At 62.6% G+C, this 20,953-nt stretch carries 19 protein-coding genes, 1 pseudogene and 1 riboswitch; of the genes and pseudogenes, 15 read left to right on the top strand and 5 right to left on the bottom strand.

What is annotated here, in order from left to right; genetic code table 11:
* From ACCAA_RS22125 to ACCAA_RS13860, 4 genes and pseudogenes are all read left to right on the top strand, one after another.
* A pseudogene (locus ACCAA_RS22125) lies at positions 1-764 on the top strand (BREX-3 system phosphatase PglZ); the annotation flags it as partial.
* Positions 655-2,184 carry a BREX-3 system phosphatase PglZ gene (gene pglZ, locus ACCAA_RS22740; RefSeq protein ID WP_425394485.1) on the top strand — a complete coding sequence of 510 codons (1,530 nt, stop codon included), beginning with the start codon at positions 655-657 and terminating at the stop codon, positions 2,182-2,184. The pseudogene ACCAA_RS22125 and the gene pglZ, both read left to right, overlap by 110 nt.
* A gap of 116 nt (positions 2,185-2,300) precedes the next feature.
* Complete coding sequence (locus tag ACCAA_RS13865) at positions 2,301-2,690, top strand: hypothetical protein (protein ID WP_186407837.1); 390 nt, start codon at positions 2,301-2,303, stop codon at positions 2,688-2,690.
* Positions 2,691-2,702: 12 nt separating this feature from the next.
* Positions 2,703-2,942: a glycine zipper domain-containing protein gene (locus ACCAA_RS13860; RefSeq protein ID WP_186407836.1), complete on the top strand. Its 240-nt coding sequence runs from the start codon at positions 2,703-2,705 to the stop codon at positions 2,940-2,942.
* A gap of 83 nt (positions 2,943-3,025) precedes the next feature.
* Here ACCAA_RS13860 and ACCAA_RS13855 read toward each other — a convergent pair whose 3' ends face one another.
* Positions 3,026-3,382 (bottom strand): HdeA/HdeB family chaperone, encoded by a 357-nt coding sequence (locus ACCAA_RS13855; RefSeq protein WP_186407835.1) that lies wholly within the window; start codon positions 3,380-3,382, stop codon positions 3,026-3,028.
* A gap of 179 nt (positions 3,383-3,561) precedes the next feature.
* Here ACCAA_RS13855 and gmk point away from each other — a divergent pair, with 179 nt between their 5' ends.
* The 11 genes from gmk to frdD all read left to right on the top strand — a co-directional run bounded on the left by gmk (position 3,562) and on the right by frdD (position 13,871).
* Entirely contained in the window at positions 3,562-4,170 is a 609-nt protein-coding gene (gene gmk / locus ACCAA_RS13850) for a guanylate kinase (protein ID WP_186407842.1), read from the top strand.
* 18 nt (positions 4,171-4,188) lie between these two features.
* Positions 4,189-4,395 (top strand): DNA-directed RNA polymerase subunit omega, encoded by a 207-nt coding sequence (gene rpoZ / locus ACCAA_RS13845; RefSeq protein ID WP_186407834.1) that lies wholly within the window; start codon positions 4,189-4,191, stop codon positions 4,393-4,395.
* A gap of 27 nt (positions 4,396-4,422) precedes the next feature.
* Positions 4,423-6,630: a RelA/SpoT family protein gene (locus tag ACCAA_RS13840; protein ID WP_186407833.1), complete on the top strand. Its 2,208-nt coding sequence runs from the start codon at positions 4,423-4,425 to the stop codon at positions 6,628-6,630.
* Positions 6,627-7,862, top strand: a complete 1,236-nt coding sequence (locus ACCAA_RS13835) for a D-amino acid dehydrogenase (protein ID WP_186407832.1) — start codon at positions 6,627-6,629, stop codon at positions 7,860-7,862. The genes ACCAA_RS13840 and ACCAA_RS13835 overlap by 4 nt, the downstream gene beginning before the upstream one ends.
* A gap of 41 nt (positions 7,863-7,903) precedes the next feature.
* Positions 7,904-8,710: an enoyl-CoA hydratase/isomerase family protein gene (locus tag ACCAA_RS13830; RefSeq protein WP_186407831.1), complete on the top strand. Its 807-nt coding sequence runs from the start codon at positions 7,904-7,906 to the stop codon at positions 8,708-8,710.
* A gap of 9 nt (positions 8,711-8,719) precedes the next feature.
* Positions 8,720-9,508: a TatD family hydrolase gene (locus ACCAA_RS13825; protein WP_186407830.1), complete on the top strand. Its 789-nt coding sequence runs from the start codon at positions 8,720-8,722 to the stop codon at positions 9,506-9,508.
* A 223-nt stretch (positions 9,509-9,731) separates the two neighbouring features.
* Positions 9,732-10,442, top strand: a complete 711-nt coding sequence (gene rquA, locus ACCAA_RS13820) for a rhodoquinone biosynthesis methyltransferase RquA (RefSeq protein WP_186407829.1) — start codon at positions 9,732-9,734, stop codon at positions 10,440-10,442.
* A gap of 103 nt (positions 10,443-10,545) precedes the next feature.
* Positions 10,546-12,333, top strand: a complete 1,788-nt coding sequence (gene frdA / locus ACCAA_RS13815) for a fumarate reductase (quinol) flavoprotein subunit (RefSeq protein ID WP_186407828.1) — start codon at positions 10,546-10,548, stop codon at positions 12,331-12,333.
* Complete coding sequence (locus ACCAA_RS13810; RefSeq protein WP_186407827.1) at positions 12,326-13,081, top strand: succinate dehydrogenase/fumarate reductase iron-sulfur subunit; 756 nt, start codon at positions 12,326-12,328, stop codon at positions 13,079-13,081. Before frdA ends, ACCAA_RS13810 begins: the two co-directional genes overlap by 8 nt.
* Positions 13,078-13,476 carry a fumarate reductase subunit C gene (locus ACCAA_RS13805; RefSeq protein WP_186407826.1) on the top strand — a complete coding sequence of 133 codons (399 nt, stop codon included), beginning with the start codon at positions 13,078-13,080 and terminating at the stop codon, positions 13,474-13,476. Before ACCAA_RS13810 ends, ACCAA_RS13805 begins: the two co-directional genes overlap by 4 nt.
* The gene (gene frdD, locus ACCAA_RS13800; RefSeq protein WP_245754579.1) at positions 13,473-13,871 is read left to right on the top strand and encodes a fumarate reductase subunit FrdD; all 399 of its coding nucleotides are present in this window, start codon (positions 13,473-13,475) and stop codon (positions 13,869-13,871) included. The genes ACCAA_RS13805 and frdD overlap by 4 nt, the downstream gene beginning before the upstream one ends.
* A gap of 151 nt (positions 13,872-14,022) precedes the next feature.
* Here frdD and ACCAA_RS13795 read toward each other — a convergent pair whose 3' ends face one another.
* From ACCAA_RS13795 to putA, 4 genes are all read right to left on the bottom strand, one after another.
* Complete coding sequence (locus ACCAA_RS13795; protein ID WP_186407825.1) at positions 14,023-14,820, bottom strand: flagellar brake protein; 798 nt, start codon at positions 14,818-14,820, stop codon at positions 14,023-14,025.
* An 86-nt stretch (positions 14,821-14,906) separates the two neighbouring features.
* Positions 14,907-15,218 carry an EscU/YscU/HrcU family type III secretion system export apparatus switch protein gene (locus ACCAA_RS13790; protein WP_186407824.1) on the bottom strand — a complete coding sequence of 104 codons (312 nt, stop codon included), beginning with the start codon at positions 15,216-15,218 and terminating at the stop codon, positions 14,907-14,909.
* A 50-nt stretch (positions 15,219-15,268) separates the two neighbouring features.
* A complete protein-coding gene (locus ACCAA_RS13785) occupies positions 15,269-17,566 on the bottom strand; it encodes a S8 family peptidase (RefSeq protein ID WP_186407823.1) in 2,298 nt (765 codons plus the stop codon).
* Positions 17,567-17,638: 72 nt separating this feature from the next.
* A riboswitch (cyclic di-GMP riboswitch) is annotated at positions 17,639-17,723 on the bottom strand.
* A 56-nt stretch (positions 17,724-17,779) separates the two neighbouring features.
* A complete protein-coding gene (putA, locus tag ACCAA_RS13780) occupies positions 17,780-20,923 on the bottom strand; it encodes a bifunctional proline dehydrogenase/L-glutamate gamma-semialdehyde dehydrogenase PutA (RefSeq protein WP_186407822.1) in 3,144 nt (1,047 codons plus the stop codon).
* Positions 20,924-20,953: the final 30 nt, after the last annotated feature.

Here is a 20,953-nt window from a genome sequence, read left to right as displayed (position 1 = left end):
CCCTGGTGTTGCACCTGCGTGGCACCCACATCAGTGATTTGCCCTGGGATTACCTGAGGCAGTCACGCCGTGTGAGCTTGAGCCTTGCCAACCTGTTTCCGAGGCTCAGCTATCCCGTCGTTCGACAGATCGGTGCAGAGCACCATGAGGCGCTGTTCGCAGCGCAGGCGAAGCATGCATCGCAGGCCCTGGGCGAGTCCGCGACCAAAGAGTTCGTCCTGAACCACATCTTCAAGATCAGCCCGCACCTGATTTCGCGGCCTGAAGACCTCTGGCGAGAGTTATTGCGCTTGCACTACCGTGACGCCGGTCTGCCGCCTGTCCTGGCAGACCATGTGGCGCATGTGCTTGGGGACCATGCGGCGTTCAAGGAGCTACCGATCAGCGAGCTGTTCGCATCGAAGGGTACCTTGCTTCGCGTCGTGCAGAATGCTTGGTACCGCTACCTCTCACGTCTTGGTTTGACGGGGACGCGTACCGGGGAACCTACGCCAGCGGACTTCTTTGCCCAGGCCGACGTGCCGTTTGAGCACCCTGATGTTCGGGTGCTGGTCGACTTGATGTTTCTGGAAGGCCTCCTTCACCCGCTCGCGGTTCAGGGCGCTGCCGTCAGCATCCCAGAGTGGGCGAAGGTGGGCATCGTCCAAGATCCGCTTGCGCTGCGTAACCTGGTCGCTGGAGGGCATCAAGGGCATTCTTCAGTCGCTGCCAACGCTGGAATCGTCCTACCGCGACTGGGCCAACTTGTCCCGCCGATTCGGTGAGGTGCTTGCCCGGTTTCATTCCTTGGACACCGTGCGCGCCGAAGGACTGAAAGCCGCTATTGCCGAGCTGCAAGCCACCACCGACGAGCGTCTGCGGCAATGGGTGGCTCTGCACTATGCTGACCTGCCATCGTTGCCAGTCGCCAAGGGACCGGTCATGGTGCACCATGTGCCGCGTTTTCTTTCGCTGCGGCGTGGTGCTGGCGAGGCCAAGATCGCCCTGCTGGTGTTCGATGGTCTTGCCGTCGACCAGTGGGTTCAGATCCGCGAGGCCCTGGTCAAACGAGCCCCCAAGCTCGGGGTCGAGGAAAGTGCCTGCTTTGCCTGGCTCCCTACGCCGACGTCGGTGTCCCGGCAGGCGCTGTTCTCCGGACTCAAACCAAGAGAGTTCGCTGACACGATCGAGTCCACTTCACCGGAGCCGACGCAGTGGTCACGGTTTTGGCAAGATCAGGGGCTGCGCGCCAATGAGGTAATGTATCGCAAGGGCATCAAGCGAACGGATCAGTTGGCGGAACTGGGTGCGGCCATTTCAGCTCCTTCGATCAGGGTTGCGGGCATTGTGGTGGACACGGTCGATGAGATCGTGCACGGCGCCGTGTTGGGTAAGCGCGGCATCGCCGCCCAAGTAGAGAGCTGGTGTGAGAGCGGCTTCGTCGATCAACTGTTCTCGCTGCTGCTCGACGAAGGCTTTCACGTCTACCTGACCGCCGACCACGGCAATGTGGAAGCAGTTGGTCAAGGGCGGCCAAACCAGGGTGTGACCCCAGAACTGCGTGGTGAGCGCGTCCGGACTTACCGCAGCGAGACCCTGGTGTCCGAGTCGGCGGCCGCGAATCCGAACACCTGTCGTCTTGATGTCGCTGGACTCCCGGTGAACTTAATTTGCCTTTTCGCCGGTGGACGCACTGCCTTCAAAGCGAATCCGGGCGTTCCCATCCCCGCGCTGAGTTGGGGAATGGCCATCGCTACCTACCCGTTTTTCGGCAAGGTCGCCGAACTGATGGGCCGTTTGTCTGCCTTGCAGGGTGACTGCAGTTCAGCGGAGGTGCATCGGCGGATGAGCGAGATTTACGGCGAACGCGAAGGCATCTACCGCATGACCAATATGGTTCTACAGTCGCAAGCGAGTTGGGGCGCCATGGAGCGGGTGGAGAAGGGCAAACGGTTGATTCGCCGGCCTCCGATTGCGCTGACCGACACTGAGCCTGTCGTGTGGCTTGTGGAAGCAGCGCTACGCTACGCCGGCAAGGCGGTGTCCGTGGCGTCGCTGCGGTCGATGGCGGTGCTCTATCCGTTCGTACTCGTGCAACCGCTGGCCTACGTCGTAGCGAACAGTCGAACGCTGGAGCTGAGGGCAGAAGGATCGAGCGATCGCTTGGTTGGGCTGCAGGCCGGGCAGAACTGGCGCGTTTCCTGAGCAACGGCAAAGATGCGCCACTCCTGAAGGCGTTGTTGAAGACGTAGCCCAAATTTCACTTTTGCTGCTGATCGTGCTGTGGTAGCGTGAGCACTCTCGTTCTGGAGGAAAAGAGGATGACTGGATTGGGTGTGCGCAATTTGCGGTCGGCCGTGACCGCTGTTTGCGCGGCATTGGCGATGACTTGCAGTGCGGTCGGCGCCGTCGAGGTGCCGCTGGTCGATGGCGTGCTGTGGACCAAGTCCACGGAGGAAATCAAGAGGGCCTATCTCGTTGGCTTGAACAATGTCATCCAGGTCGAGACGGCGTATCACGCGGACAATCCGTCTCCTGACGAGTCCAGCTTTGCGCCTCGTGTGGCCAGAGGGATGAAGGGTCAGACGCTGACCAGTGTGCTGGAAGCACTCGACAAGTGGTACGCGGCGCATCCCGATCAGTTGCGGCGCCCGGTGATCGAGACCATCTGGTTCGAGATGGTCTTGCCAGCATTGCCCAAAACCAAATAACGGAGACGCGAGATGAGAACGACGGGATTGGCGGTGGCACTCGTTGCCGTGATGGCCTTGCCGGGGTGCACCAACATGAGCTCGCGCGAGCAGGGGACGGTCAGTGGGGCGGCCATCGGCGCGGCTGCGGGGGCAGGCATCGCAGCGATCTCCGGCGGCAGCGGGTGGACCGGCGCGGCGATCGGTGCTGTCGTGGGTGGCACAGTCGGCAACATCAAGGGCAAGCAGCAGCAGGAACAGAGGGGGTACTGAGCCCGAGTCTGCGCCCAGGAGCGGCTTGCCGCTCAGCAGCCTGTAAGCCAATGGTGGGTCGACGAGCCGCGTGAGCGGCTCTTCTACTTGGTGATCGCCGAGTTGCGACCCGAGAACTGGTCGCTCAAACGAAACGCCGCCTCGCTGAACTGGCCAAGCGGTTTTTCGGTGCAGTAGCGATGCACATATTGCTCGACGGTGCCGTTCGAGATCGCCGACACCTGTTGGCTCTGGTTGGCGTAGTTGTGGCCGCTGAGAACGCCGCGCACCCAGGCGACGTAGAGCGCCCGCTGCTCGGCATCGTTTTTGGACGCTGACCAGGCACGGCACGACATGTCTTCAAAACCGACCATCTTGATCGGCACAGCCGCGTCAGCCGGCACGGTCGACATCGCGGCGAGCAGCAAGGCGGTTTGCTGCATGAACTTCCAACGGGACATTAGGATGCTCCAGGCCAGGTGAACGTCTCAGGAGCGTAATTCTCGTCTGTAAGACGCGGGGAGTCCATGCCAATGAGCAGCACATGGATGTCGAAGCGGGAAGATACGATGGCGGTGGCAACCGTTCACGCCGCGGGTACAATGGCTGCCTTGTATTCTGCATTTGCAGGCGAGAGAGCATGACTGGACATCTCTACATTGTCACGGCGCCGTCCGGGGCCGGCAAGACGACGCTGGTACGGCTGTTGCTTGAGAACGATCCAGGAATTCGCGTGTCAGTTTCTGACACCACACGCGCGGCGCGCGCCGGTGAGCGGGATGGGATCGAGTACCATTTCGTCGGCGTGCCAGAGTTTCTCGACAAGGTGCGCGACGGTGCGTTTATCGAGTGGGCAGAGGTGCATGGCAACTACTATGGCACATCGAGAAGCGGGATTGAAACGGCCTTGCATGCCGGCCAGGACGTCATCCTCGAGATCGACTGGCAGGGTGCGCAACAGGTGCGTCGATTGTTTCCCGCGGCGATTGGTGTCTTCATCCTGCCGCCGTCTGTTGACGAACTTGAACGCCGTCTTTGCGCGCGAGCTACCGACACTGCCGGGACGATTGCTCGCCGCGTGGCGGCGGCTAGGGAAGAGATGCGACATGTGGGCGAATTCGACTATGTTATCATCAACGACGACCTGCAGCGTGCGCTGCAAGACCTATTGGCTGTGGTGGTCGCTGCGCGGCTCTGCTATGCGGACCAGCGTCAGCGTCATTCCATCCTGTTCTCAGCACTGCTCTGATTCTTCCGGGAGATTCGCATGGCAAGAGTGACCGTAGACGACTGTCTGCACCGTATTCCGAACCGTTTTCAGATGACCCTGGCGGCGACCTATCGCGCGCGTCAAATCACCTCCGGCGCGACGCCGCTGATCGATCCGGGCCGTGACAAGCCGACGGTCATTGCGCTGCGCGAAATCGGATCTGGCTTGGTCGGTCTGGAAGTCCTCAACCGCGGTCAAGCCTGACGTCGTTCCGGCCCAAGGCGCGTCATCGTGAATACGGTTGCCGCAACAAGTACGACGGCTGAGTTGCCGCTGGTGGATCATAGCGCTGACTTTCCCCATCCAGAAGACGATCCGGCTTACCGGGTCTTCATCGACAGCCTGAGCTATCTGCCACCGGAAGAGATCGAGGTCGTTCGGGAAGCCTACTTGTTCAGCGAGTACGCGCATCGCGGGCAGCGGCGCTTGTCGGGAGAGGCCTATATCACCCATCCCCTGGCGGTCGCCGGGGCCATCGCCGAGTGGCAGATGGACGTCGAGGGGGTGGTCGCCGCGTTGCTGCACGACGTGATGGAAGATACGGTGGTCGGCAAGAACGAGATTGCCGAGCGCTTCGGCAAACCGGTCGCTGACCTGGTCGATGGACTCTCGAAGCTCGACAAGATCGAGTTTCAGTCGCACGAGGAAGCGCAGGCGGAGAACTTCCGCAAGATGTTGATGGCCATGGCTCGCGACTTGCGCGTCGTCTTGATCAAGCTCGCCGATCGCCACCACAACCTGCAGACGATGGCTGCAGTCCGCGCTGACAAGCGTCGCCGGATTGCCCGCGAGACGCTGGAGATATACGCGCCGATCGCCAGTCGGCTCGGTCTGAACAAGCTTTTCCAGGAGCTGCAGGATCTCTCCTTCCACCTGATCTATCCGATGCGCGCGCGCGTGCTGGCGCGAGCGCTCAATGCCGCGCGTGGCAACCGGCGCGAGTTGTTGTCACGAATTCTGGAAGGCATCAAGGGCAAGCTGCGCGACGCCAACATCGTCGCGCAGGTGTTCGGCCGCGAGAAGAGCCTCTACTCGATCTACCGCAAGATGCTCGAAAAGCGGCTGTCGTTCTCGCAGGTGCTCGATGTCTACGGTTTCCGTGTCGTCGTCACTGACGTGCCCACCGCCTACCTTACGCTGGGTGCGCTGCACGCGCTGTACAAGCCCGTACCGGGAAAATTCAAGGACTACATCGCCATCCCCAAGCCCAACGGCTACCAGTCACTGCACACTACGCTGATCGGCCCGCATGGCACGCCCTTCGAGTTGCAGATTCGTACCGAGGCGATGGACAATGTGGCCCAGGAAGGCATTGCTTCGCACTGGCTGTACAAGGACAGCGAGGCCGTCGGTGCCGAACTGCAGCAGAAAACGACCAAGTGGTTTCACTCGCTGCTCGACCTGCAGAGTACGGCCGGCGATTCTTCCGAGTTTTTCGAGCACGTCAAGGTGGATCTCTTCCCGCACGAGATCTACGTCTTCACGCCGAAAGGCAAGATCATCGCCTTGCCACGCGGTGCGACGCCGGTCGACCTGGCCTACGCGGTGCACACCGACATCGGCAACCACTCGGTCGCGGCGCATATCAACTTCACGCTGATGCCGCTGGCGACGGAGCTCACCAACGGCGATCGGGTCGATATCGTTACCGCCGCCGACGCCCATCCCAACGCGGCGTGGCTCGCTCAGGTCAAGACCGGCCGCGCGCGGAGCAAGATCCGCCACTACCTGAAGACCGCACACCATGACGAGTCGACAGCGCTTGGCGAAAAGATGCTCGACCAGGAGTTGCGCGCACTCGGTGTGGTTGCTTCAGAGGTCCCGGTGTCAAGCTGGAAGAACGTGCTGCGTGACTCGGGTAACAAGCTGATCAAGGAGGTCTACACCGACATCGGTCTTGGTTTTCGCATCGCCGGTGTTGTTGCTCGCCGTCTGCTGGCCCGCGAGGAGGCGCCACTGGTGGTGACGGACAATCGACCCGCCTCGCTGGTCATCCGCGGCACCGAAGGCATGGCCGTTCAGTTCGCACCCTGCTGCCAGCCGATTCCCGGTGACCCGATCATCGGTTCGATCTGGAAAGGCAAGGGTCTGGTGATCCATACCCATGATTGCCTGGCGATCCGCAAGGCGCGCAGCGCCAAGCCCACGAAGTGGATTGAGGTCGAGTGGGAGCCCGAACCCGGCAAGCTGTTCAGCGTTCGCCTGCGGCTGATGGTACAGAATACACTGGGTGTGCTGGGCAGAATCGCGACCGAAATATCGAATTCCGGAACGAACATCGAGCACGTGAATATGGATGACAAGCATCCCGGACTCTACACGACGCTGCATTTTACGGTTCAGGTGGCCAGTCGCACATCTCTGGCGCGCCTGATGCGAGGCCTGCGCCGTATCCCGGAAGTGGCCCGTATTTCCAGGGATCAGGGGTTGCCTGCTTGAAGGTTGTGGTGCTCGGGGCCGGTGTCGTAGGCGTCACCAGCGCCTGGTATCTGGCCCGCTGCGGACATCAGGTCACCGTGCTCGATCGCCAGCCAGCCGCCGCGCTGGAAACCAGTTTCGCCAATGGCGGTCAGATTTCCGTCTCGCACGCCGAGCCCTGGTCAAATCCGCACGCGCCGTTGCGTGCCTTGGCCTGGATGGGGCGGGAGGACGCGCCACTGCTGTTTCGTCTGCGCTGGGACGCGGCACTGCTCGACTGGAGCCTGCGCTTCCTGCGCGAGTGCACGGCGAGGCGAACACGTGACAACATCCGCCAGATCGTCACGCTGGCCCTGTACAGCCGCAGCCAGTTGCAGGCGCTGCGCGCCGAAACCTCGCTTGCTTACGATCATCTCGAACGCGGCATTCTGCACCTCTACACCGACCGCAGGGAGTTCGCTGCCGCCATCGAGGGGGCGGCAATGATGCGTCACTTCGGCTGCGAGCGACGAACGGTCAGCGTCGACGAGTGCATCGCGCTCGAGCCGGCGCTGGCACGGGCCAGACCGCTGCTGGTCGGGGGCGACTATACGGCGGAGGACGAATCCGGCGACGCGCATCGCTTCACGCAGCGGCTCGCGGTTCTTTGTGCGGCGCGCGGGGTCGATTTTCGCTACGGGGTTACGGTCGACCGGCTGACCCTCGCCGGTGGCCTGATTACTGGTGCCATGGTCGCCGGCGAGAGGCTCCAGGCAGACGCCTACGTGGCCGCACTCGGTAGTTACACGCCTTTGCTGCTGCGCCCTCTTGGCATCCGTCTGCCAATCTACCCTGCCAAGGGTTACTCGGCCACTGTGCCACTCGGAGCGGACAGCGTGGCACCGACGGTCAGCCTCATCGACGATGGTCACAAGATCGTTTTTTCGCGTTTCGGGCAACGCCTGCGAATCGCCGGAACGGCCGAGTTCAATGGCTACCATACCGAAATCAACGCCGTGCGCTGTGGCGCGCTGATGGCGCGGGCCGGTGAACTCTTTCCGGCTCTGCGGCCGACCGGCGAGGCGCAGTTCTGGTGCGGTCTGCGGCCGGCGACGCCGTCCAATGTGCCGCTCATCGGACGTTCGGCAATTGCCAACCTGTATATCAACAGCGGCCACGGCACGCTCGGCTGGACCATGGCCTGCGGCTCAGGAGCCGCCCTGGCCGATATCATCAGCGGTCGTTTGCCCGAGCCCGACTTCAGATTCCTTTGAGTCGCTGGTGCGACTTTCACGGTATAGCGACAGGAGACATCATGAGTACGGTGATCCACGAAGTGAACGGCCACATCGCCACTCTCACGCTGAACCGACCGGAGTCGCTCAACGCGCTCAATCTGGCGATGATCGACGACCTGCGGCAGATGACCGCCCGTGTCGCCTTCGATCCCCAGGTGCGCGTGCTGGTCGTGCGCGCGGCAGGCGATCATTTCATGGCTGGTGGCGATCTGAACTGGTTTCGCGAGCAGTTGGCCCAGCCGCCGCAGGAGCGCCAGCCGCGCTTCGAGGAAATGATCAGCGCCGTGCATGCGACCATCCTCACCCTCAAAGGCATGGACAAGCCAGTGATTGCTGCCGTCCAGGGTGCTGTCGCCGGCTTCGGCATGTCGCTGATGATGGCTGCCGATCTCGTCGTTGCGGCCGACAATGCCTACTTCACCCTGGCTTACAGCAATATTGCCCTGTCGCCCGACGGTGGTGCCACCTGGTCGCTGCCACGCCAGGTCGGTCTCAAGCAGGCGATGGAGATCGCCCTTCTGGGCGACCGCTTTGCCGCTCCCCGTGCGCTCGATCTCGGGCTCGTCAATCGCGTCGTTCCCCTGGCGCAGTTGGCGGTCGAGACGCAGGCCCTGGCCGAGCGTCTCGCCGGGGGGGCGGCCGCCGCGCTGGCACGCACCAAGGCTTTGCTCAACCAGTCGCTGGGCAGTTCGCTCGAGACCCAGTTGCAGGCCGAGCAGCGTGCCTTTGCCGCCTGTGGTGCGCATCGCGACTTCAGCGAGGGGCTGGCCGCTTTCTTTGAGCGCCGCCGACCGGACTACGACCATGACGGCGACCGGGGTTGAGTAGTCACCGTGCTGATCGACACCCATTGCCACCTTGCGGCCGGCGAGTTTGCCGCTGATCGGGACGAGGTGGTGGCAGCAGCACGCGCGGCAGGCGTGTCGGCAATTGTCGTCCCGGCCGTCGACGCGGCGAGCTTTGCCGAGGTGCGCGATTGTTGCTCACGGTACGCTGGCTGTGCGCCGGCTTATGGCATCCATCCGCTTTACGTCGAGCACGCTGGCGACGACGATCTCGCCACCTTGCGCGGCTGGCTGGCACGGGCTTCCGGCGGACCGGACTCGCCGGTTGCCGTGGGCGAGATCGGTCTCGACTTCTTTGTTGCCGGTGCCGACGTCGACCGGCAGGCGTATTTTTTCGTTGAACAACTTAAGATCGCTCGCGACGCCGATCTTCCGGTGCTCTTGCATGTTCGCCGCTCGATCGAACAGGTGCTCCAGAACCTGCGCCGGATCAGGGTCAGGGGCGGCATCGCGCACGCCTTCAATGGCAGTCGCGAGCAGGCCGAAGAGTTCATCAAGCTCGGTTTCAAGCTCGGTTTCGGCGGTGCAGCCACATTTTCCGGCTCGACGCGTATTCGCCGGCTGGCCGCCTCGCTGCCCCTTGAGGCCATCGTTCTCGAAACCGACGCGCCGGACATGCCGCCAGCCTGGTTAGCGGGCCACCGGAACACGCCTTTCGAGTTGCCGCGGATCGCCGAGCTGGTCGCCGAGTTGCGTGGCATAGACAGCAGTGCCCTGGTCAGTGCAACCTCGGCGAACGCCATGGCCGTGCTGCCCGAGTTGCGTTTGGCTGATTGATCGGGTAGGGTACGGCCTGTCGGCGTCGGGCTGCCCATTTTCCGAAAAAGCAAGAGACGTGCGAGCGAATGAGCAGAGCACGAAGACGGCCATTCTCGGGCAAGTGCGACCTCGGAGCGGGAAACTTCGGTCAGGCTTTCTGACACCAAACGGCATTTTGCCGACCGCAACCCTTAACTTTCTGTCTATGAAAACTCGCTACGATCGACCCGTCGCCACGTGCGTGGCTGTCAAGGAAAGCCTCCCGGCGGTGCCGCAATACCTGCAGGCCCACTACTGGTGGGCCTACGTCCATCCACGCGCGGTGCATGTCTTCGAGCGCCAATGGTTGGTGAACCTGATTCTCTGGGGCAACTACAAGCGCTTGTGCAATGCGGTTCTCCATGGTTACGGCCATCGCCTGCCGGGCCGCACGCTGCAGATCGCCTGTGCCTATGGCGACCTGACGCCGCGGCTGGCCGACTGCGTGACGCCCGAAGACTCGCTGGAGATCGTCGATATTCTGCCGATCCAACTCGAGAATCTGGCCAGCAAGCTGCCTGCAGGTGTGCCGATCAAGCTGCACTGCATGGATTCGGCGGCGCTGACTTTTGCCGACGCGAGCTTTGACCGGGCATTGTTGTTCTTCCTGCTCCACGAGCAGCCGCTGGCGGTACGCGAAAGAACGCTCGCCGAGGCGCTGCGGGTGGTCCGCCCCGGTGGCACACTGACCATCGTCGACTACGCCCCGCCTAGCCGCTTCAACCCCTTGCGCTATTTCTGGAAGCCGGTGCTTGACCGCCTGGAGCCCTTTGCCCACGACTTGTTCAGTGAGGAGGTCGTAGCCTGGTTGCCGAAGGACGGCAGTTTCGTCACCGTCGCCAAGCAGCGCTTCTTTGGCGGGATGTATCAGATGTTGACGCTCAAGGTCGCCGAGGCCGGTCACGATCGGTAGCCTGGCGAGCAAATAATCAAACCGCCCCGCCGGAGTTTCCTCTGCCGGGGCTCTCTGGACGTTGATCGCGGCTGGCGGTGTCTGGCGCGAGAAAGGATTGAGCATGGAGATATACAAGGCAGATGTAGTGATCGTTGGCGGAGGAGGGGCTGGCCTGCGGGCAGCAATCGCCGTCGCGGAATCTGATCCTGCGCTGAGAATTGCATTGGTTTCAAAGGTCTATCCGATGCGTAGCCATACGGTCGCGGCCGAAGGCGGCTCGGCGGGGGTGAAGAAGACGACGGACAGCCTCGAATATCACTTCAACGATACCGTGGGTGGCGGTGACTGGCTGTGCGAGCAGGATGTGGTCGAGTACTTCGTGGCGCACTGCACCGAAGAGTTGACCCAACTGGAGCACTGGGGTTGCCCGTGGAGCCGTACGCCGGACGGTCACGTCAACGTGCGCGCTTTCGGCGGCATGAAGATCGAGCGGACATGGTTCGCCGCCGACAAGACCGGTTTTCACATGCTGCACACACTGTTCCAGACGTCGATCAAGTATCCGTCGATCAAACGCTTCGATGAGCATTTCTGTGTCGATCTGGTCGTCGACAATGGCCGCGTGCAGGGCGTTGTCGCGATCGAGATCGCTTCGGGGGAATTGTCGCTGATCGAGGCCCGGTCGGTGGTCATCGCCACTGGTGGTGCCGGCCGGGTGTTCCGCGAGAATACCAATGGCGGCGTGGTAACCGGCGACGGTATGGCGCTGGCGTATCGGCACGGCGTTCCGTTGCGCGACATGGAATTCGTTCAGTATCACCCGACCTGTATGCCGGGCACCGGGCTGTTATTCACCGAGGCCTGTCGTGGTGAAGGCGGCTTCCTGGTGAACAAGGATGGTTACCGCTATCTGCAGGATTACGGTCTCGGTCCCGCCGAGCCGACGCCGCGCAACAAGGCGATGGAACTCGGGCCACGCGATCGTCTCAGCCAGGCGTTCTGGTACGAGCAGCAAAAGGGTCGCACGATCGAAGGTCTGCACGGTTCGGTGGTCCATCTGGACCTGCGTCATCTCGGCGAGGAAAAGCTGCGCGAGCGCTTGCCGCAGATCTACGAACTGGCTGAACAGTTCATGGGCGTCGACCCGGCGCGTGCGCCGATCCCGGTTCGCCCGGCGGTGCACTACACGATGGGCGGCATCCTGGTCGACGGTCTTTGCGCCGCGCCACTGGCGGGTCTCTATGCGGCTGGAGAATGCTCGAGCGTCGGTATTCACGGTGCCAACCGTCTCGGTTCCAATTCGCTGTCCGAACTCCTGGTTTTCGGCAAGGTAGCGGGAGTCGAAGCCGCTCGTTTCGCGAAGTCGGTTGCGCCGGGGAATTCGGCAAGCCTGCTCAGGCAGGCGCAGGCGGTCGAGCAGCGGATTCTTGGTTTGAAGAAGAAAACCGGCGGCACGGAACGTATCGCCACCTTGCGCAAGGAAATGGCGCAGACCATGGAGGACGGCTGCGGCATCTACCGCCTGGCCGAAACGATGCAGAAAACCTGCGACAAACTCGACGAACTCAAAGCACGGTTCAGGAATGTCAATCTCGAGGACAAGTCGAGCGTCTGGAATACCGAATGGCTGCTGGCGATCGAACTTGAGTACCAGCTCGACGTAGCGCAGGCGATGGCGTATTCGGCGATCAACCGGCGCGAGTCGCGCGGTGCCCATCAGCGACTCGACGGCTTCGAGCTGCGCGACGATGTCAACTTCCTCGCGCACTCGCAGGCGCACTACGTCGCGGACGGCGCTCCACGTATCGACTACGGTCCAGTCAAGATCACCAAGTCGCAGCCGGGTACGCGCGCCTACGGTGCCGCAGGCGAAAAGGCCGAGCAGGAAAGGAAGGCGTCCCATGTCTGATAATCAGAAAGTCATCGAAATAGAGGTTCTGCGCTATCACCCGGAGAAGGACAAAGAACCTCACAAGCAGGTCTTCGAAGTCCCGTTTACCGACGACATGTCGGTATTGCAGGGCGTGCAGTACATCAAGGACTATCTCGACGGCTCGTTGAGTTTCCGCTGGTCGTGCCGGATGGCGATCTGCGGTAGTTGTGGGATGATGATCAATGGCGAGCCGAGTTTGTCGTGCCAGACCTTCCTGCGTGACTACTATCCGGCCCGGGTACGCGTTGAAGCACTGTCGCATTTCCCGATCGAGCGTGATCTGGTGATCAACATGGAAGGCTTCATGGAAAAGCTGGAAAGCATCCAGCCCTATATCATCCCGAAAGAACCACGCACGTTGCAAGAAGGCGAGTATCTGCAGACGCCCGAGCAGCTCAACGAATACGAACAGTTCAGTTCGTGCATCAACTGCCTGCTGTGCTATGCCGCCTGCCCGCAGTTCGGTCTCAACTCCAGTTTCATCGGACCGGCAGCGACCGCTCTGCTGCATCGCTACAACGTCGATTCACGCGACGGCGGCAAGGCCGAGCGCATGGAACTGATCAATTCCGAAGAAGGGGTGTTCAACTGCACGGCGGTGGGTTACTGCTCGGAGGTTTGCCCGAAGCATGTGGACCCGGCCAACGCCGTCAACCAGAACAAGACTATTAGTGCGGCAGACTATTTTCTTCGTTTCCTCACTCCGAAGGGAGGTGCCAAGTGAACAAGCGTCGTCCGTATGTGCGCTCGATGGACGGATGGTGGCGCAAGAATCCGTTCTTCGTTGAGTACATGATCCACGAAGGGACAGCATTGTTTGTCGCCGCCTACGCCGGGATTCTGCTCAACGGGCTGGTTCACCTGTCGCAGGGTGAAGCCGCCTGGAATGTCTGGTTGCTGGGGCTCAAGAGCTCGTGGTACATCGGCTTTCACGTGCTGACCCTGATCGCCCTCGGCTACCACACTTATACCTGGTTCAAGATCATGCCCAGGACCATGCCGCCGGTAGTCGTCGGTGGCCAGCGGCTCTCGGCCTGGGCGATCACCGGCAGCGGGCTGGCCGTTGCCGCTGCGGCCATGGCGGCCTTGCTGGGACTGGTATGGGGGATGGCACGATGAATGCAACCAATGCGACCAATGCGATGAAGACGACGACACGCAAACGTTCCAACGCACCGATCTTCTGGGCACTGTTCGGGGCCGGCGGCATGCTGTCGGCGCTTTTTGGCCCGATGCTGGTGTTCATTACCGGCATTGCCGTGCCGCTCGGAGTGGTTCTGCCGAAGGACACCATGAGCTATCCGCACATGCTCGCCTTCGCCCAGAACCTGATCGGCAAGGGTTTCATCTTCGCCATCATCGCGCTCTTCCTGTGGCACGCAGCGCACCGCATCTTTCATAGCCTGCACGACATCGGCATCCACGCTGGCACCGGCGCCAAGCTGCTTTGTTACGGGCTGGCGATGGTGGGAACGGTGATCGCCGCTTACGCGTTACTGGCCATCGGTTTCTAGGCGCGCGAGACGGTAGGTTGGTCGGGTTAGCGTAACCCGACCTGCCGCCGAGGTGTTGGGTTACGCCCTGCGGGCTTAGCCAACCTACGGAACTACGGATTCAAGCCATCCGACGACTGGCCTGAAGTCGATCCGTGGCTGCCGTGTCGGGCTAGGTCAGGCCGCTCAGTCTGGCCTTGCGCTCGCGTTCGACGCGCGTGATGTAGCGCTGTACCATGCTCGTCCTGGCTCCGGGCAGGGCGACGAATTCGCAGCCTACGCGGACGTAGTGCGAACCACCTCTGGTCGTGACGTCGAACTTGTTGCGTACGCACAGATTGGCGACCAGTAGCCCCTCGTCGGGTAACGTCATCTTGCAGTCGTTCAGCGCCGCCCCGCGCGGCAGCAGTGCACCCAGGGTGGGAGTGGCCATCAGACCGACGCCGCCACCGCTGATGTCAATCAAGGACGCTTCGACGACCAGCGTGCTGCCGTCGGGTCGTTTGATCGCCGTGACGAATTTCACCGGTTTGGCGATCGGCGTCGACAGGCGAAAATATTCCCGGCGCTGCAGTCGCAATACCTTGTCGGGTAGTGCGGCACGGAAGGCAGGCCGGCTGGCGAACCGGGTTGCCGTTACCTTGCGCAGCGTAAACTGAATCTTTACCTTGTCCACCATGGCGGTCAGAATAAGCTGCTCGGCCAGCAAGGCCTGGCGGCAAATCTCCTCCTCGCGGCCGCAGTCGAGGACGAGCTCGCCGGCATCCGTTTCGACGCTGAGCACCGAGGTCAGCAGGAAGGAACGGCCCCGATTGAAGTAGGCGCTGACCAGTGCCCTTCGCTCGATCAGCGAGCGAAGCACCGCAGCGACCTCGGCTGGCGAGTGCAGGAGGTATTCGTCGTAGCTCTCGGGCTGCTCGATTTCGAATTGCCGCGGCGGTGCTGGCGAGTGGATGTCCGTTTCTTCCATTTGCTTTCCTGGCCCAGGTGGAGACGGCAGTTTAAAGCAAAACCGCTGAGGGGGTAACCGACGCCGCCACCGTCATGGTTCCGGAATCACTGCTCGGCGGCGGCGAAAGCCGGTACCGGCAATCCCGACTCGCCATTCTCTAGGCGGTAGAGCCAGGCCAGCAGTTCGGCGACCGCCAGGTAGAGCTGTGGAGGGATGTGCTGATCGAGATCGACCTGCATCAGCAGCGAGACCATTTCCGCTGATTCATGCACGTAGATGCCGTGCTCGTGCGCTCGCGCGATGATCTGCTCAGCCATCAGGCCACGCCCCTTGGCGACCACGCGCGGCGCCGCATCGGTCTGGCTGTAGGCCAGGGCGATGGCATTCCGCTGCGGATCACTCGCTGCTTTGGGCATCTGCCTCGCTCTCCTCCAGGATCACACGGACGGTGATCACTGCTCGTTTCTCAGAATTTCGCCGACCACGTCGCGCCGATGCCTGCGTCATTATTGCCGGCGATGTTCATCACCTCTCGGCGTGCGCCAAGCTGGACGCTGAGCGATTGGTTCCTGTTGATCGGTGTGTCATAGGCCATCCTGAAATTCACTTCCCTGCCGGTTGGCGCCAGGCTGACCAGTTCCTTGGAGTAGTATGCCACACCCTCTTCGTCGATGTTGGGGACGATCATCGAAGCCTTTCCGGAAACCACGCGCAACGGTTGCTTCAGGGAAAGCGCCAGTCTGTCTTCCTGGTTGAAGAGGCGTTGCGACAGGAAGGTGACGCCAAATGAGCGCGACTCGATCGCCGTCGTTCCTGTCAGCAGGCCGTTGCTGCTCCCGGCTGCGGTGAAGGCCACCCCTGCTTCAGCCAGCAGACTGTGGTCGGTGTCGAGAGAGTAGCCGAGCGACAGTCCCAGGCTGGTCGTCCGGTTCGTTCCCATGCTGATCACCGAGTTCGCATCGTAGCTGCTGCCCAGCATGCCGTTGGCTTCGGTCAGATGGCCGACGGAGACTCCCGCCGTCCAGTCCGGGTTCACCTTGTGCATCAAGCCGATCAGCAGATGGGTGTTGGCCGCTGCGGATGAACCTCCAGTCTCTCCCCAGGCGGGTTTGCCGGGATAGAACGTGCTTGCGCTCCGGCTGAAGGCAAAGGCAAGGCGTGTGTCCGGATTGGCTCTCATCCCATAGACGAGGTGGTAACCACCCTGGGCAAGATCAGAGAGATTCGAAACCGCCATTTCTCCGGCCATCGATACCAGCTTGCTGTCGTCGTAGAGGGCTCTTGAAAACGACAGTTGGCTCGACACACCGTAGCCCATGGCCATCGTGGTGCCGGCGGTGCTGGTCAAGGCCACGCAGCCAGGGCTACTGCCCTGCGGCCGATCGCTGTTCGCGAAAGCACCCATGCGCTCTGTCTCAGTGGTAGTCGGCAGATGAAGTCTGGACATTTCGCTGCCGTCACTCAACTTGATCGTCGTCACGCCGCTATTCACATTCGTCGGCAATGGGTTGAGCGAGGCCGCAGTCGGCCTGCTCTGAATCAGCCCGGACAGGTTGACCGTGAAGTTGCGCTGGTAGCTGTCGAAGCTCATGTAATTGGCAAGCCTTTCCTTGATCGCCATGAGATTTCCCAAGGCCCCGCTGGTGAGAAGCGACCCGCTGATCGCTGACACGGGAGTGCTGTTGCCGTTGGCCAGGGTGACTGAAAGTGCGCCGACGGGCTGAAAAGCGGTGGCGAGATTGACGAGGCCCGTCCCATAGGTGGAATCGACTCCCTTGACGCCTAGATCAGTGGCTGTGCCGAGGAGCAGATCGGCGGTTGTGCCATTCGTTTTCAGGATCGGCCAGGCTGATTGGAGAAGGAGCAGTGAGCCGCTGACCAATGGGGCGGCCATCGACGTCCCCGACCAGGTCGCCATGGCATTCGGACCGTATTGAATCCCGGGTGCGAGAATGCTGGTGCCGGGCGCCGAGATCCAGCGGGAGGCGTAGCTCGTATTGGCCCCGGTGGTACTGATCAGCGATCCCGTTCCCGCGTTGTTGCTGAACGCGGCGGCATGGGCTGCCGTCGTATCGAGCGCGCCGGCGAACACCAGGCGCTTGATCGCGGCAGCGGTGAGCCCGCTGGTATTGGCATTGGCCAGCAGTGCCCTGCTGTCGTTGCCGCCGGCCCAGACAATCGTGACGCCTTTGGTGGCGGCGCCGTTGATCGCGGCAATGATATCCGGGGTGGCCATGTAGGTCAGCGAAAGGTTGATGACCCCGGCACCGGCCGCGACGGCCTTGTTGATGCCGTTTGCGACGTCGGTGCTGTATCCGGAGCCGCTGGCGTTGAGGACCTTTTCTGCGACGATGTTGGCGTTCGGTGCCACACCGATGAGGCTGTTGGCCTTTACCGTATAACCGTTGTAGCTGTAGGTGCCGGCGGTCGGCCGATTGGCCGCCGCAATCGAGGCGACCGCGGTGCCGTGGCCGTTGTCATCGTTGACCCCGCTGGAGCACTTGAACGAGACGGCGGCGCAGGCACTCAGCGACGCGGAAACCTGCCCCGGCGCAAAGACTGGATGGTTGGCGACAATGCCCGTGTCGACCACCCCGAGAACCTGGCCCTTGCCCCAGTTGGCCGCGGAGACGATGGCCGTGCTGGCACCCATCTGTACTAGCCAGGGTGCCAGTCCCGGATCGGCGGCCTGCACACTCAGGCTGGCAAAGGCCGACAACATGGCCACTGCGGGAAGAGAAAGGCTTGCTCGGGGTCTGGACATCGCGATCTCCTGTGAGTTGCCTGGAGTCGGGATGCAAAGCGGTCGACCGATCACGAGACGCCACGGAAGCGGCCCGGCGGCCCGGCCAGCATAGAGTTTCCTCCTTAGCTCCGTGGCTTTGCGCCCCCGACTTTCGGCGGGTTTGCCAATTTCGAGAAATCCTATAGATTTCCGAACAGAGATGCAACACTTACTTTCGACAGTGGACGCGGATCACTCGCTTTCATCGAGCGCCATCAGTCCGGCATTGCCTCCGGCAGCGGTGGTATCGACGGAAACCGTCCGTTCGCTGGCAAATCGATAGAGGTAGTGTGGCCCACCGGCCTTCGGGCCGGTGCCCGAGAGACCCTCGCCGCCAAAAGGCTGGACGCCGACCACCGCACCGATGAGGTTGCGGTTCACGTAAGTGTTGCCGACATGCAGGCGGGCGGTAATGCGCTTGATCGTTTCGTCGATGCGGCTGTGAATGCCCAGTGTCAGCCCGTAACCGGTATTGGCGATGGCTTCGCAGACCTGGTCGAGGTCCTCGGCGCGCCAACGAATGACGTGCAGGATCGGACCGAAGATTTCTCGTCCGAGGCGCGACAGGCTGTCGATCTCGTAGGCCCGTGGCGCGAAGAAAGTGCCATGCGCAGTCGCCTGATGGTCGAGCGGGCAGGTGTGGATTGGCATCGCGAAACTGTCGAGCCAGCTCGCGTGTGCCTGGAGTACGCCGCGCGCCGCCTCGTCGATCACCGGGCCGACGTCGGTGGCGAGTTCAGCCGGATTGCCGATCCGCAACTCCTGCATCGCGCCAGCAAGCATTTCATTGACCTTGTCGGCGATGTCGGTCTGGACAAACAGCACGCGCAGCGCCGAGCAGCGCTGGCCGGCGGAGTTGAACGCCGAGGCGACGACGTCGCGGACGATTTGCTCGGGGAGCGCGGACGAATCGGCGATCATCGCGTTCTGGCCCCCGGTTTCGGCAATCAGCGGCACGATCGGGCCGTCCTTGTCGGCCAGCGCACGGGCGATGACGCGCGCCACCTCGGTCGAACCCGTGAACGCCACGCCGGCACATTCGCGGCCGGCGACCATCGCCGCACCGATGTGGCCATCGCCCGGCAGGAAGGCGAGCGCATCAGCCGGGATGCCGCCAGCGTGCAGCAGTTTGATGGCCAGGGCGGCGACCAGTGGCGTCTGCTCGGCCGGTTTGGCGAGCACGCAATTGCCGGCAGCCAGCGCGGCGGCGATCTGGCCGACGAAAATGGCCAGCGGGAAATTCCACGGACTGATGCAGACGAAAACGCCGCGGCCGTGCAGCGAGAGGCTGTTGCGCTCGCCGGTCGGGCCCGGCAGCAGAATCGGCTGCGAGAACTTCTCCCTCGCCTGCGCGGCATAGTAGCGGCAGAAGTCGATCGCCTCGCGTACCTCGGAGACGGCATCGGCCTGCGTTCGACCGCCTTCGCGGACGATCAGCGTGACCAGTTCCGGGAGGCGCCCCTGCATCAGGTCGGAGGCACGTTCCAGCACCGCTGCGCGCTCGCTGGCGGGTGTCGCTTCCCAGGCCGGAAAAGCGGCCTGCGCCACGGCCAGCGCGGCGCTCACGTCAGCGACGCTGGCGGCGACCACCTGGCCGACGATTTCGCGTTGATCGGCGGGTGAGCGGACCGGCTGGCTGGCTCCGGCACGCGCCTTGCCGCCGATCAGCGGCGCAGCGAAGTAGCTGACCCGGTGGCTCTGTTCGATGGTGCTGCGCAGGTCTTCGAGAGTGGGTTTGTCGTTCATGTCAAGGCCTTCACTATTGGTACGCTCGGCACCGAAGAGGTCGCACGGCAGAGGGATGCGCGCCTGGCGTTTGACGGCCAGGGCGGCTGCTTTTTCGACCGGGTCAGCGATCAGCGCGGCGATCGGCAGGGTGGCGTCATTGACGCGATTGACGAACGACGAGTTGGCGCCGTTCTCGAGCAGGCGACGGACCAGGTAGGCGAGCAGGTCCTCGTGGCTGCCAACCGGCGCATACACGCGGCAGGCTCGTCCCCACTTGTCGTCGCCGACAACCTCGTCGTACATCTCTTCGCCCATTCCGTGCAGGCGCTGGTATTCCCATTCGTCGCTGCCGCCGGCGCTGATGGCCACCTCGGCGATCGCTGCCAGCGTGTGGGCATTGTGCGTCGCGAACGCCGGGTAGAACGCTTGCGGGTTGGCCAACAGGCGCCGGGCGCAGGCCAGATAGGAGACATCGCTGGACACCTTGCGGGTGAACACCGGGTAGTCGGACAGGCCGCGTTCCTGCGCCATCTTGATCTCGGCATCCCAGTAAGCGCCCTTGCACAGGCGCACCATCAGCCGCCGATCAGCGCGTTGCGCGAGGTCGGCAAGCCAGTCGATCAGGGGCAGCGCGCGTTTCTGGTAGGCCTGGACGGCAAGACCGAGGCCGTTCCAGCCGGCGAGTTCGGGGGCCAGGGCCAGCGTCTCGATCAGGTCTAGCGAAATCTCCAGTCGATCCACTTCCTCGGCGTCGATCGTGAAGCCGATGTTGCGCGCCTTGGCCCGCAAGGCCAGCGCCTGGACCGCCGGCAGCAGTTCGTTGCGCACGCGCTGCTCGTTGGCGACTTCATAGCGCGGGTGCAGCGCCGAGAGCTTGATCGAGATCGACGGCGCCTCGAAAGCCGGTCGGCCGGTGGCGGCCTTGCCGATGGCGGCGATGGCCTTGCTGTAGGACTCGAAATAGCGCAGCGCGTCGGCACTCGTGCGCGCCGATTCACCGAGCATGTCGTAGGAGTGGCGGTAGCCGGATTTTTCCGCGCCGTGGGCACGATCCAGCGCTTCGTCGATGTTGCGTCCCATGACGAACTGCTTGCCGAGGATGCGCATCGCGGTGCTCACGGCCTGCCGGATCACTGGTTCTCCGGCGCGTGCGACGAGGCGCTTGAGGGTGCCGCGCAGGTTACGGTCGTCGTTGTCGAGATTGACGATGCGGCCAGTGAGCATCAGCGCCCAGGTGCCGGCGTTGACAAAGGTGCTGTGCGAGCTGCCGAGCCGTTTCTCCCACTCGGTGTTGCCGATCTTGTCGCGAATCAGGCGATCGACGGTCTCCGCGTCGGGGATGCGCAGCAGGGCTTCAGCGAGGCACATCAGGACGACGCCTTCGCGCGACGAGAGGTCGTAAGTCGCCAGGAAGGCGTCGATACCGCTTGTATTCAGGCGGCTGTCACGCACCGCCTGGACCAGGGGCGTCGCCCGCTGGCGGATGCCTTCCTGTTCGGAATGACTGAAACGGGCCAGAGCGATCAGTTCATCGACGACCTGTGCTTCGTCGATGTGGTGATGGTCATGCAGGCGCTGGCGTAAGGCATTGGTCTCGACGACGCTCATGCTGCCTTCCAATCCGGGTGGGCGTCGACA

Source organism: Candidatus Accumulibacter aalborgensis, assembly GCF_900089955.1.
GTDB lineage: Bacteria > Pseudomonadota > Gammaproteobacteria > Burkholderiales > Rhodocyclaceae > Accumulibacter > Accumulibacter aalborgensis.
Note: the sequence above shows the minus strand (reverse complement) of the source record. Positions and strands in the feature narration are given on the sequence as shown.

Excerpts from the sequence above, each read along its gene's own strand:
- ACCAA_RS13865 (WP_186407837.1), top strand. The coding sequence starts at position 2,301 with ATGACTGGATTGGGTGTGCGCAATTTGCGGTCGGCCGTGACCGCTGTT.
- ACCAA_RS13860 (WP_186407836.1), top strand. The coding sequence starts at position 2,703 with ATGAGAACGACGGGATTGGCGGTGGCACTCGTTGCCGTGATGGCCTTG.
- ACCAA_RS13855 (WP_186407835.1), bottom strand. The coding sequence starts at position 3,382 with ATGTCCCGTTGGAAGTTCATGCAGCAAACCGCCTTGCTGCTCGCCGCG.
- gmk (WP_186407842.1), top strand. The coding sequence starts at position 3,562 with ATGACTGGACATCTCTACATTGTCACGGCGCCGTCCGGGGCCGGCAAG.
- rpoZ (WP_186407834.1), top strand. The coding sequence starts at position 4,189 with ATGGCAAGAGTGACCGTAGACGACTGTCTGCACCGTATTCCGAACCGT.
- ACCAA_RS13830 (WP_186407831.1), top strand. The coding sequence starts at position 7,904 with ATGAGTACGGTGATCCACGAAGTGAACGGCCACATCGCCACTCTCACG.
- frdA (WP_186407828.1), top strand. The coding sequence starts at position 10,546 with ATGGAGATATACAAGGCAGATGTAGTGATCGTTGGCGGAGGAGGGGCT.
- ACCAA_RS13810 (WP_186407827.1), top strand. The coding sequence starts at position 12,326 with ATGTCTGATAATCAGAAAGTCATCGAAATAGAGGTTCTGCGCTATCAC.
- frdD (WP_245754579.1), top strand. The coding sequence starts at position 13,473 with ATGAATGCAACCAATGCGACCAATGCGATGAAGACGACGACACGCAAA.
- ACCAA_RS13795 (WP_186407825.1), bottom strand. The coding sequence starts at position 14,820 with ATGGAAGAAACGGACATCCACTCGCCAGCACCGCCGCGGCAATTCGAA.
- ACCAA_RS13790 (WP_186407824.1), bottom strand. The coding sequence starts at position 15,218 with ATGCCCAAAGCAGCGAGTGATCCGCAGCGGAATGCCATCGCCCTGGCC.
- ACCAA_RS13785 (WP_186407823.1), bottom strand. The coding sequence starts at position 17,566 with ATGTCCAGACCCCGAGCAAGCCTTTCTCTTCCCGCAGTGGCCATGTTG.
- putA (WP_186407822.1), bottom strand. The coding sequence starts at position 20,923 with ATGAGCGTCGTCGAGACCAATGCCTTACGCCAGCGCCTGCATGACCAT.